This window comes from Pseudarthrobacter defluvii, from assembly GCF_030816725.1.
GTDB lineage: Bacteria > Actinomycetota > Actinomycetes > Actinomycetales > Micrococcaceae > Arthrobacter > Arthrobacter defluvii_A.
The window spans coordinates 1,879,343-1,891,564 of sequence record NZ_JAUSYG010000001.1; the positions used below are offsets into that span (position 1 = coordinate 1,879,343).

Annotated in this window: 9 protein-coding genes; 4 read left to right on the plus strand and 5 right to left on the minus strand. The window is 66.5% G+C overall.

The window, feature by feature from the left end:
- Window positions 1-88: 88 nt before the first annotated feature.
- Window positions 89-2,173 (plus strand): primosomal protein N', encoded by a 2,085-nt coding sequence (locus tag QF031_RS08815; protein WP_307426752.1) that lies wholly within the window; start codon window positions 89-91, stop codon window positions 2,171-2,173.
- Between the two features lie 30 nt (window positions 2,174-2,203).
- Here the strand turns inward: QF031_RS08815 and QF031_RS08820 are convergent, their stop codons facing one another.
- From QF031_RS08820 to QF031_RS08835, 4 genes are read right to left on the minus strand one after another with little or no spacing between them, the layout of a single operon-like run.
- Window positions 2,204-3,283 (minus strand): glycosyltransferase family 4 protein, encoded by a 1,080-nt coding sequence (locus QF031_RS08820; protein WP_307426754.1) that lies wholly within the window; start codon window positions 3,281-3,283, stop codon window positions 2,204-2,206.
- Complete coding sequence (locus tag QF031_RS08825) at window positions 3,280-4,209, minus strand: alpha/beta fold hydrolase (protein WP_307426757.1); 930 nt, start codon at window positions 4,207-4,209, stop codon at window positions 3,280-3,282. The genes QF031_RS08820 and QF031_RS08825 overlap by 4 nt, the downstream gene beginning before the upstream one ends.
- A 9-nt stretch (window positions 4,210-4,218) precedes the next feature.
- On the minus strand, window positions 4,219-5,088 hold the full coding sequence (locus QF031_RS08830; protein WP_307426760.1) for an aldo/keto reductase: 870 nt from the start codon (window positions 5,086-5,088) through the stop codon (window positions 4,219-4,221).
- Window positions 5,089-5,107: 19 nt separating this feature from the next.
- Window positions 5,108-6,073, minus strand: a complete 966-nt coding sequence (locus tag QF031_RS08835) for a sugar-binding transcriptional regulator (protein ID WP_307433257.1) — start codon at window positions 6,071-6,073, stop codon at window positions 5,108-5,110.
- Between the two features lie 125 nt (window positions 6,074-6,198).
- Between QF031_RS08835 and QF031_RS08840 the strand changes: the two genes are divergently transcribed.
- The 3 genes from QF031_RS08840 (at window position 6,199) to glpK (ending at window position 10,417) form a co-directional block, all read left to right on the plus strand.
- The gene (locus QF031_RS08840) at window positions 6,199-8,019 is read left to right on the plus strand and encodes a glycerol-3-phosphate dehydrogenase/oxidase (RefSeq protein ID WP_307426763.1); all 1,821 of its coding nucleotides are present in this window, start codon (window positions 6,199-6,201) and stop codon (window positions 8,017-8,019) included.
- Window positions 8,020-8,110: 91 nt separating this feature from the next.
- A complete protein-coding gene (locus QF031_RS08845; RefSeq protein WP_307426765.1) occupies window positions 8,111-8,860 on the plus strand; it encodes an MIP/aquaporin family protein in 750 nt (249 codons plus the stop codon).
- 42 nt (window positions 8,861-8,902) lie between these two features.
- Entirely contained in the window at window positions 8,903-10,417 is a 1,515-nt protein-coding gene (glpK, locus tag QF031_RS08850; protein WP_307426769.1) for a glycerol kinase GlpK, read from the plus strand.
- Window positions 10,418-10,502: 85 nt separating this feature from the next.
- Here the strand turns inward: glpK and QF031_RS08855 are convergent, their stop codons facing one another.
- Entirely contained in the window at window positions 10,503-12,047 is a 1,545-nt protein-coding gene (locus QF031_RS08855) for an FAD-dependent oxidoreductase (protein ID WP_307426772.1), read from the minus strand.
- Between the last annotated feature and the right edge of the window lie 175 nt (window positions 12,048-12,222).

The window sequence follows — 12,222 nt, forward strand, 5'->3', positions numbered from 1 at the left end:
GGGAAGACCAACCCAGCCCGGACGCCCAATGTCAGTGGCTGGTGCTTGGCTGTCCATGTCCAACCGGCGCTGAACGGAGGTAACTGCCATGGTTGCTGAGAGCTCCGTCCAACCCACCCTGCTGCAGGGTTTTCCCGCACCCAGGATGCCCAGCGGCGTCACGCTGGCAGGGGAGCTTCCGGTGGCGCGGGTCCTGGTCGAGTCCTCCCTGCCGCATTTGGACCGTCCCTTCGACTATGCCGTGCCGGACGCACTGGACCAGGCGGCACAACCGGGCACCAGGGTGAAGGTCAAGTTCAATGGCCAGGACCTCAGCGGTTTCCTCTTTGAACGCGTGGGGGAGTCCGACGCCGGACACGCTTTGGTGCCTCTGGCAAAGGTCGTGTCCCCGGTCCAGGTCCTCACCCCCGCCGTCAGGGAGCTTGCCGCCGCCGTCGCAGCCCGTTACGCGGGCACGGTCAGCGACGTCCTCCGCCTGGCGGTCCCGCCCCGGGTAGCGAAGCTGGAAAAGGACTATCCCGATTCACTGGGTGCGGCGGAACCGGTGCCCGCGCCGCAGCCTTCAGGTACCCCCGCCATTTCAGCATGGGGTGCGTACCGCACGGGTTCGGCGTTCCTGCGGCACCTGGCCGGCGGGGGATCACCCCGCGCCGTCGTCAATCCACTGCAGGGCTACGGGCCCGCGGGCTGGCCCGGCCTGCTTGCCGAGGCCGCCGCTGCGGCCTACGCCTCCGGCAGGGGTGCTGTGCTGGTGGTTCCCGACTACCGGGACCTGGACCGGCTGGAGGAAGCGCTCAAGGGGCTGGTTCCGGCGGAGGCGGTGGCCAGGCTCACCGCCGACGACGGTCCCACGCCACGGTACCGGAACTTCCTCCGGCTGCTGGCCGGCAGCGCGAAGATCGCCATCGGGACGCGCTCGGCCGCCTTCGCACCCGTGCAGGACCTGGGACTGGTGGCCTGCTGGGACGACGGCGACGACCTCCACATCGAGCAGCGGGCGCCCTATGCCCATACCCGTGAAGTCCTGCTCCTGCGGGCCGAGCAGGAAGGCACCGCATGCCTGCTCGCGGGGCATGCCCGCAGCACCGAGGTCCAGCGGCTGGTGGAAGCCGGGTGGGCCGTCCCCGTGGAGGCTGAGCGGGGGATCCTCCGCAGGACCGTTCCCCGCGTCGTCAGCACTGCGGACAGTTTCGAGCAGGCGCGGGACCCCCTGGCCACCCTTGCCCGCCTCCCGCATGCCGCGTGGCAGGCCGCCAAGGAAGGACTGGAGCGCGGCCCCGTGCTGGTGCAGGTCGCAAGGGCAGGCTACGCACCCTCACTGGTGTGCGAAACGTGCAGGGAACCGGCCCGCTGCAGCCACTGCCAGGGACCGCTGGCACTGGCGGGGACATCGGCGCTGCCACAGTGCCGCTGGTGTTCCACCCCGGCTCCGGACTGGAAGTGTTCGCACTGCGGGGGGCGGCGGCTTCGGAAGGGCGCCACGGGAGTCCTGCGTACTGCCGAGGAACTTGGCCGCGCGTTCCCCGGCACAGCGGTGATCACGTCCTCCGGCGACCAGGTGAAAGCCAAGGTAGGCGCGGGCAAGGCTCTGGTGGTGGCCACCGTGGGGGCCGAACCTGTTGCGGACGGCGGATATTCCGCCGCCCTCCTTCTGGACGGGGATTCCCTGCTGCGCCGCGAGACCCTCCGGGCCGGCGAAGACACAGTGCGCCGCTGGTTCAACGCGGCCGCCCTGGTGCGTCCGGCCCCGGACAAGGGGCTGGTGGTGGTTACGGCCACGGACACAGTCGCCACCGGGGCCCTGCTGCGGTGGGATCCGGCAGGTTACGCCCAGCGTGAGTTGTCCCTGCGGATGGAGCTTCAGCTGCCTCCGGCGGTAAGGATCGCGTCCGTCACGGGGCCCCGGGCCGCTGTCGAACACTACACGGGAGCCGTGGAAGCCGACCTTGGAGGCGCGGGAATCACCCTGCGCACCGCTGGCCCGGCACCGCTGCTGCTTACCGCACCGCCCTCCGGCAGGCGCTCAGCCGAGGACGTACGGACCCTGCTGTTCTTCCCTTACGGCCAGGCGGCCGCCGTCGTCCGCGTCCTGCGCATCACCCGCGCAGCTGTGGCAGCCAAACGGACGGTTGACCCGGTGCAGCTGCGCCTGGACGGCGTTGACGTGCTGTAGCTGCAGACGTGCTCCCAGGGCTGGCGTGCTTTACGCCCGGTTCCGCTTCGCCACGACCTCGTGCGCGGCGTCCACCAGCTGGCGTGCCGATTCGTCCCAGCTGAACTCTGCCGCCTGGGCAAGGGCACGGCCCGACATTTCCTGCCAGTGGCGGTCGTCCTTCAGCTGGCCCACCGCATCGGCGAACTGCCCGGGGGACTCCGGGTCCACATAGATCGCCGCATCGGCGCCTACTTCCCGGAAGATCGGAATATCGCTGGCAATCACCGGGGTGCCAACGGCCATGGCCTCCACCAGGGGAAGCCCGTACCCCTCGGCCCTGGACAGGCTCACCAGTGCAGTGGCCCGCCGCAGCAGCGCGTCATACTCCTCATCCGTCACGCCGTTGTGGAACACCACGGACGCGCCCGGCGGGACGATCCGTTCCAGTTCTGCACGCCGCTGGGAGGTAATCCGGCTGAGTAAGTGCAGGGTGTAGCCAGGCAGCCCGGCCATGCCGGCCACCATTGTTTCCACGTTCTTGTACGGCATGAACGATCCCATGTAGATGATCGTCCTGTCCGCTCCGTCGTCCGGGTTGCGGGACTCCTGGGCGGGTTGCGGGGCGTTGGCGATGATGCGCACCGGCCGGCTTGTCAGCCGGTACTTGGCCATCAGCGCTTCGGTGGTCCGGCTGATGGTGGCCACAATGTCGGCCCGGTTGAGGAGGAGACGCTGCGGCCAGAAGGCCTTGTGGTACAGCCGCCAGAGCAGGCGAACGGGCGCCGGCAGGAAACCAGGGGGAGTGGGGTGCTCGTAGTAGATCAGGTCATGCAGGGTCAGGATCAGCCCGTACTTGCGGCCCCAGGTGCCCATGGTCTGCATGGGGCACACCACCACGTCCGCCCCGATGCCGTTCACCGTCCGCGCGATGAACAGTTCCCGGGGGGAGAGCGGGCTGCTGATCAGCGTGTAAGGAACATCAGGCAGGAGGGCCAGTTGCCGCACATCGGACACCAGCATGGACACATCGGCGATCTTCGCCGTGGCAGCGATCAGGCTTGCCCCATAGCGGCTGATGCCATCGTGGTGGTCAGTGCGGGTAAAACGAGCATCGATGACAATCTTCACGCGGGGTGGTCCTTCAGGAAGCTGCGGATGTAGCGGGCGGCCGGTTCCGGTGTTTCATAGTGGATGAGGTGCCCGACGGCGGGGATCACCTTCAGTTCCCCGTCCGGCAGCAGGGCCAGGAGCTGGTGCTGGTTGGGAAGAGTTGCAATTTCGTCCTTTTCGCCGGCGATCAGCAGCACAGGAAGTTCCAGTTGTTCCGCCACCTCTGCGACATGGCTGCTGACGGAGGCAGTGAAGGACTCCAGGAGGCTGTCGCGGTCGGCGAAGGAACTGAAGTAGGCGTGGTGCTGGCCGTGAATGAAAGCGCGCAGCTCCCGGTCCCGCGTCTTGGCCATGGTTTCGCTCATGATCCGCACGATCAACGGATTACGCAACAGGGCCAGGCCAGGCGTTCGGGGGAGCCGTGCGGCGAGCTTGTAGTACAGCACTGCCAGCCGTGTCATGACGCCCTTGGGCCCTTCCAGTGCCGGGGCGGCGATGGGATTGATCAGGATCAGGGGGCGCACGGCGTCAGGGTTCCTGGCTACGAAATGGGCCGCCACGATGGACCCGAACGAATGTCCCACCAGAACCGTATCCGGCCCCAGGGCCTGGGCGGCCATGAAGTCGGTGATGAACTGCCCGTAACGCTCCACCGAGTGCGGGTCCCGGGCGAAAGCGTCCGAGCTGCCGAAGCCTGGCAGGTCCGGCATGATGATGCGCATGTCCGGGAGCTGGTCTGCGACGCGAAGGAGTCCGTGGTGGTCGCCCCGGAATCCATGCACCACCAAAATGGTGCGGGTCTCCGGGGTTTCCACGACTGGCTCATACGTCCAAAAAGCCACCGAGCCGCCGTCGAGGGCCACGGTGGAGGCGGAAGCGCGGGCGGCAAGGCCGGCGCTGAGGTATGCAGGCCCGGGGGAAGGCCCCGGGTTCACGGTATCCATGTGCCGGGCCTAGTTGACGTTGTCCGGATGCGATCCGGTCCGCTGCCCGCGGTCCAGTGCGTTGATAGCAGCCAGATCGCGTTCTGAGAGCTCGAAACCGAAGACATCGAGGTTTTCCCGGATGCGTGCTTCGGAACTGGCCTTGGGGATGGCGATGTTCCCCAGCTGCATGTGCCAGCGCAGAATCACTTGGGCGGGGGTCCTCCGGTGCTCGGCAGCGCAGGCCTGGATGATGGGGTCGGCCAGCACCTGGCCGCGGCCCAGCGGGCTCCAAGCTTCGGTACGGATTCCCAGTTCTGCGTGCTTCTGGCGCAGTTCTTCCTGCTGCAGCCAGGGGTGAAGTTCAATCTGGTTGACCGCGGGAACCACTTCGGCGCTTTGCAGCAGGCGGTCGAGGTGTGCCGGCTGGAAGTTGCTGACGCCAATGGCTCGGACTCTGCCTTCGCGGTAAAGCGTTTCCAGTGCGCGGTAGGTCTCAGGGAAGAGGCCCTTGCGGGGGCAGGGCCAGTGGATCAGGTACATGTCCACGTAGTCCAGGCCCAGGTTGACCATGGAGTCGTCGAAGGCACGCAGCGTGGCGTCGTAGCCGTGGTGGTCATTCCACACCTTCGTGGTGACGAACACGTCCTCCCGGCTCAGGGACGGGGACAGTTCGCCGGAACCGCCGCTGCCGGAGCCCGCGCCCAGCTGGGAGCTGATGCCCCGGGCCACGCCGGTTTCGTTGCCGTACATGGCGGCCGTGTCGAAGTGGCGGTAGCCGGCGGCGAGCGCGGTGGCCACCAGTCCTTCCGCGTCTGCCGCCGGCACCTTGTACAGCCCAAAGCCGAGCTGGTCTATCAGCACGCCGTTGTTCAGGCTGAGCCGGGGTGAGGTTCTCATGGCAACGACTCTACCCACTTCAGCTCGTGAGCCCCTCGTAATCGACCAGGCGGCGTGCGGTGGCTTCATCAAGGATGAGGTCGGTGGCGAGCCTCGCGGCCAAGGCCCCGCGGAGGCCGTTGATCTTGGACACCCCGGACACCACGCAGATCCTGCGGCGGACCTGACGCAGCTGGGCCAGTGCAGGGCCGGTGGACCTTTCGTTGAGGACGATCCCGTCTGAGGAGCCGTCCCCCCGGAAGAAAACGGTGGCGACGTCGCCCACCACGTCCGAGTTGGCAAGGGCGTTCAGGTCGTCCTCGTCCAGGTAGCCGCCGGCGTAAACGTGGCTGGGATAGTCGGCGTGCACGGAGCCGACACCGAAAATGGCGATGCTCATCTTGGCCTGCAGCTCGAGGATGCGCTGCACGCTCCGTTCATTCCACATGGCGGTCTTGGTGGCGGCGTGATCGAAGAAGGCCGGGACGGGAAACTGCTCCACCCGGGCCCCGTATGCGCTGCCGAACCTGCGCATGATGTCGCTTGCGTAGGTGATGCCGGTGGTGTGCATGTTCCCGGCGCCGTTGAGCTGGACGATGACGCTGTCATGCGTGATCTTCCTGGTGAGGTGCCGGCTCACCGCACTGAGCGTCGATCCCCAGGCCACCCCGATGATGGCATTCGAGTCGACCAGAGGCCCGATGGTCCGGGCGGCCTGCATGGCTACCCGGTCCAGGGTCTCAGCTTCGTTGAGCGTCCCCAGGATCGGAACCACATGCACATCCAGGTTGTACCGGCGCCTGATCATCCCCTCCAGTTCAGGTCCGGTGTCCAGGGGGTTGCGGATCTGGATCTGTACCAGGCCCGACTCCCTCGCGGAAGAGAGGAGGCGGGAAACGGTGGACCGGGAGGTGCGGAGTTCACGCGCGATCGCATCCATCGTCAGATCCTGCAGATAGTACATTTGTGCAGCTCGGAGGGCGTCTTGGTCCCGGGAAAGTGCCACCTCAGTTCCGTTCTGCACGTTTGTGCATAGTCCTTGACTCCATTTTCCATTTCTCCAAACAATAGAGCAGAACGGCGGTGCCACCCAGCGGTATCCGCATCACACAAAGCCCCAAGGGAGTCGTTTTGGGACCCAAGGATTCATCTGTTCAACCCTCTGCTGCTGCGCCCCTTCCCGGCGCCGAACGTCCGTCGGTCCACAGCCTGCGGCGCCGTCCCCACGCCAAGGTACTGGTGGTGGGAGGTGGCATCAACGGAGTAGGCACGTTCCGTGATCTGGCCCTGCAGGGCGTCGACGTCGCCCTCGTGGAGCGCGGCGACTACTGCCAGGGCGCCAGTGGCGCATCCTCGCACATGATCCACGGCGGCATCCGGTACCTGGAGAACGGCGAGTTCCGCCTGGTCCGCGAGTCCGTGGTGGAACGCAACCGCCTGCTGAAGATTGCCCCGCACTACGTCAAGCCCCTGCAGACAACCATCCCGATCTTCAGCACCTTCTCCGGGATCCTGTCCGCACCGCTGCGCTTCCTGACGCACAAGCAGCAGGGCAAGCCCAAGGAGCGCGGCGCGTTCCTCATCAAGGCCGGCCTCAGCCTCTACGACTCGTTCTCCCGGGACGGCGGGACCGTGCCCCGGCACCAGTTCCGCACGCACAAGGCAGCCCTCGAGGAGTTGCCGGCCCTCCGGCCCGACGTCAAATACACCGCCACGTACTTCGACGCCTCCGTCCACAACCCTGAGCGGCTGACGCTCGACGTCCTGCAGGACGGCGAAAAGGCCGGCCGGGCGGGAAATTCCCAGGCCGCGGCGCAGGGAAACACAGCCCGCGCCAGCAACTACCTCTCATTGCAGACCATGTCGTCGGCACCGAACCCGGGGACCGGCCGTGGCGGCACCGTCCGGCTTCGCGACGAACTCACCGGGGAGGAATTCGACTTCACGGCCGACATCATCGTCAACACCACCGGTGCCTGGGTGGACCTCACCAACGAGGCAATGGGGGCCGCCTCGTCCTTCATGGGAGGCACCAAGGGCTCGCACATCGTGCTTGACCATCCCGGCCTCCTCGCCGCCTGCCGCGGACGCGAAATCTTCTTCGAGCACACCGACGGCCGGATTGTCCTCATCTACCCCATGGGCGACCGCGTGCTGGTGGGCACCACCGACGTGGACGCGGACATGACCGAGGACGCCGTCTGCACCGACGAAGAGATCGAGTACTTCTTCGACCTGATCGGCCACGTTTTCCCCTCGATCGACGTCACTCCCGATGACATCGTCTACACCTTCTCCGGCGTGCGCCCCCTTCCAAGCCATGACGCAACCCAGCCGGGTTTCGTCTCCCGCGACTACCGCATCGAACGCCGCGCTTCCGGGGACAACGGGAGCGGCGCCGTCGTCCTGAGCCTGGTAGGCGGCAAATGGACCACTTTCCGCGCCCTCGCCGAGCACCTGACCAATGAGGTCCTCTCCGAACTCGGCGTGCAGCGCAAGGTTTCCACTGCGCAGCTCCCCATTGGCGGCGGCGCCGGCTTCCCGTCCGACGACGCGGGCGTGCAGGCGTGGATCAAGGGCCACATGGTCCCCGGCCGGGACGCAGACCGCACGGCCGGCCTCCTGACCCGTTACGGCACCCGGGCCGAAGCGGTGATCGCATATCTCGATGCGGAACCCGACCACGCGCTGCGGTCCACCCGTGAATTGAGCGTCCGTGAACTGGAGTTCATGGCGGCCAACGAGCAGGTGGGGCACCTGGTGGATGTCCTCATCCGGCGGACCTCCCTCGCCTTCCGGGGGCTGGTCACCGGAGAACTTCTCAACGAAATGGCGGAGGTGCTGTCTGTTCCGCTCAAGTGGGACGCAGCAACCCGCGCCGCTGAGATCAAGCACGCCCAGGACGTGCTGCAGCGTTTCCACCGCGTGGAAACGCACAGCCTGGTCGCCTAAGGCCGGGCAGCCGGTCGGGGCGCGCCAGCGTCCCGGCCCAACGGTCCTTCACCCGCGGAGGACCGACAACTAAACAAAGAAGGAGTCAAAGATGTCTCTAGGAATAGTCTTCCTCTCCGAAGTCTTTGGCACGGGCATGCTGACCCTGTTGGGTTGCGGCGTCGTTGCCAACGTGGCTTTGCGGGGGACAAAGGGCAACAACGGCGGGTTCCTCATGGTCACATGGGGGTGGGGAATCGCCGTCTTCGCGGGTGTCTTCGTCGCCGCCAAGTCGGGCGCGCACCTGAACCCCGCCGTCACGCTCGGCCTGCTGCTCAATGGAAAGCCCGAATACGCCCCGGGAGTCGCCGTCGACACCGCCTCCACCCTGACCTACTTCGGCGGCGAGATACTGGGCGCATTCCTCGGCGCCGTAGTCTGCTGGCTGGCCTACAAACAGCATTTTGATGACGAGCCCGAGCCTGCAGGTAAGCTCGGGACCTTTTCCACCGGCCCTGCCATCCGTTCCACCCCGTGGAACCTGATCACCGAGATCATCGGAACCTTTGTCCTGGTCTTCGTCATCCTCACCCTCGGTGGCACCCCCTCGGGGCTTGGCCCGCTCGCAGTGGCGCTGCTCGTGGTCGGCATCGGTGTTTCCCTTGGCGGACCCACCGGCTACGCCATCAACCCTGCCCGCGACCTGGGACCCCGCATCGCCCACGCAGTGCTCCCCATCAAGGGCAAGGGCTCCAGCGACTGGAGCTACTCCTGGATCCCGGTGGTTGGTCCGCTTGTGGGCGGCGCCTTGGCCGGAGTTGTTGCAAGGATCGCTCCCATCATCGTCACCGCCGCCTCCTAATCTCCCGGCAACCAGTTCACACAACAAGACAAGGACGTCACCATGAACCAGTACGTAATCGCCATTGACCAGGGCACCACCAGCACCCGCGCCATCATTTTCGACCACAGCGGAGCCATTGTCTCCAGCGGCCAAATGGAACACGAACAGATTTTCCCGCAGGCCGGCTGGGTGGAACACGACGCCACGGAAATCTGGAACAACACCCGCGAGGTCATTGGCTCGGCCCTGTCCAAGGCGAACCTGACGCGGCACGATATTGCCGCCGTCGGCATCACCAACCAGCGCGAAACCGCCGTGGTGTGGGACAAGACCACGGGCAAGCCCGTCTACAACGCCATCGTGTGGCAGGACACCCGCACCCAGGACATCGTGGACGAGCTGGCCAGGGACGGCGGCGCGGAACGCTTCAAACAGAAAGTGGGCCTGCCGCTGGCCACCTACTTCTCCGGCACAAAGATCAAATGGATCCTGGACAACGTTGACGGAGCCCGGGAAAAGGCAGAGGCCGGGGACCTGGTCTTCGGCAACACCGACGCCTGGGTCCTGTGGAACCTGACTGGCGGCGTTGACGGCGGCGTCCACGTCACCGACGTCACCAATGCCTCCCGGACCCTGTTCATGGACCTCGAAACCCTGCAGTGGGACGACGAGATCCTCGGCATCTTCGGCGTGCCGCGCAGCATGATGCCGGAGATCAAGTCCTCCTCCGAGGTGTATGGCACCGTGCACAGCTCGCAGCTGCTCCGCGAGACTCCGGTGGCGGGCATCCTTGGCGACCAGCAGGCCGCAACGTTCGGCCAGGCCGCCTTCGACACCGGCGAAGCTAAGAACACCTACGGCACGGGCTGCTTCCTGATCTTCAACACGGGCGAGGAAATCGTCCACTCGAAGAACGGGCTGCTCACCACCGTGGGGTACAAGCTGGGCGACGCCAAACCGCACTACGCCCTCGAAGGGTCCATCGCGGTCACGGGCTCCCTCGTGCAGTGGCTCCGCGACAACCTGGGCATGATCAGCAGTGCCCCGGAGGTGGAAACCCTCGCTGCGTCGGTCAAGGACAACGGCGGAGTCTACATCGTCCCGGCCTTCTCCGGCCTGTTCGCTCCGTACTGGCGCTCGGATGCCCGCGGTGCGATCGTGGGCCTGACCCGGTTCGTCAACAAGAACCACATTGCCCGCGCAGCGCTGGAAGCCACCGCGTTCCAGACCCGCGAGGTGCTCGACGCCGTCAACGCGGACTCTGGCGTGCCGCTGAGTGAGTTGAAGGTCGACGGCGGCATGGTGGCCAACGATGCCTTGATGCAGTTCCAGGCGGACATCCTTGGCGTCCCGGTCATCCGCCCCAAGGTCATCGAGACCACTGCGCTGGGAGCTGCCTATGCGGCGGGCCTTGCTGTCGGGTTCTGGAAGGATCTGGGCGAATGCTCCGCCAACTGGTCGGAGGACAAGCGCTGGGAACCGCAGATGGACAAGTCCGAACAGGAACGCCAGATGCGGCTCTGGAAGAAGGCTGTCACCAAGTCCATGGACTGGGTCGACGAGGACGTCAGGTAGAGTCCTTCAACCCCCAAGGGCCGCCCTGCTTTTTCAGGCAGGGCGGCCCTTGCCATGTCCGGCCGGGCGCCGGGGAAGGAGGGTGTCAGGGTATGGGGCGCGGCGGCAGATTCCCCGTGGCCGGCCCCTGGATGACCCTGCCGTCCACATCGAACCGGGAGCCGTGGCAGGGGCAGTCCCATGTGCGGTCTCCCCGGTTGAAGCCGACCGTGCACCCCAGGTGGGTGCAGGTCGCGGACACGGCGTGCATATCTCCGGCGGGATCCCGGTAGCAGGCCGTGCTGGTCCCGTCTGTTTCAATGACGGCGCCGTCACCAAGGCCCAGCTCCGCGACCCGCCGCGGGGAATCTGCCTTGGCGGCTTCCTCAGTCCCATTCGCGCCAGGCCCCTGCGCTGCCGGGACTGCCGGCGCCCCCGCTGCCGCTGTGGCCGGCGACGGGGCGCGGTTGCTGTCAAACAGAGCCGCCCATTCGTTGCGTGTGCCGTTGAGGAGATCTGCCAGCATCAGGGCCGCTGCCGTGCCGTTTGTCAGGCCCCATTTGCGCAGACCCGTGATGACGAAAGCATGCCGGCTCTCCGGGGTCAGCGGCCCGACGTAGGGCAGTCCGTCCAGCGGCAAGCCGTCCTGGGTGGACCAGCGGTAGGCCACCGTCCCGGCTCCGAAACGGCCCCGCGCGTAACGGGCCAGGCTGGCATGGCGCGGTGCAGGGTCCGCCTGCTCGCCGGCGGGATGGCCCTCGCCGCCCACCAGCAGGAAGGTCACCCCGTTCAGGCGGACCGTCAGCAGTGAACGCATGGGTTCGTCGGCGCTGATGAACGTGGCGTCTAAGGGCGGGGCGTCAACGGGCGCGGCGACGATGTAGGAGCGGTGCGGCCGGCACAATGCTTCGAACCGGCCATTGTCTCCGAAAGGAACATTCGTCGCCACCACCACGTCCTGGGCCCGCAGGGTCCCGTTTTCGGTGGCCACGATGACGGGCGTGCCCTCGCGCAGTTCCAGGGCGCGCGTCCGTTCCAGGACGAAGCTCCCGTCTCCGTCCACCTTTCCAGCCAGTCCCTGGACGTACTGGACGGCATGAACCTGCGCCTGGCCATCGAACCTGACGGCGCCGGCCACGGCAAACGGCAGGGGCACATCGGCGGTGAAGGTTGACGGAAGGCCGAGACTGGCAGCAAGCCCTGCTTCTGCCTGAAGCTGCGGCAGCGAGTCACGGTCCGTGGCAAAGGTGTAGTTCGCTACCCGGCGGAAGCCGCAGGAAATGTTCTCCGCTGCCACCACCGCACCGATGTATTCCACTGCGGCTTGGTTCGCCAGTCCGTAGATGCGGGCAGCGGGCAGGCCATGACTGCGCAGCAGTTCTGTGTACGCAAGGCGGTGCAGGGACGTTACCTTGCCCGTGGTGTGCCCGGTCACGCCGGTGCCGATCCGGCCGGCTTCAAGGACCGCCACCGAGCGGCCCGAACGTTTCAGGGCCAGCGCTGCTGTCAACCCGGCCACCCCTCCGCCGATGATTGCCACGTCCACTTCCACGGTGCCGCGCAGTTCCGGGTAGTCGGTGGTGCCGGCGGTTGCCAGCCACAGGGAGAGGGGCCGCCCTTCAGGAGGGCCGGCAGCGGTTGCCTCTGACATCGTGTGCCGCCTCCCAACGTTTTGGGATGATCATGCGCGCTTGCCCCGGGTAATGCAACGGGCCGTAAGGCCCGGCTGAGGCAGGCAACGTGCCGGTGCGCTAAAGTAGATCCATGCGTGCGATCCTTCTGCTTAGTTAGCCGCCGGCTCCGATTATCGGACAGCTGAGCGGCAG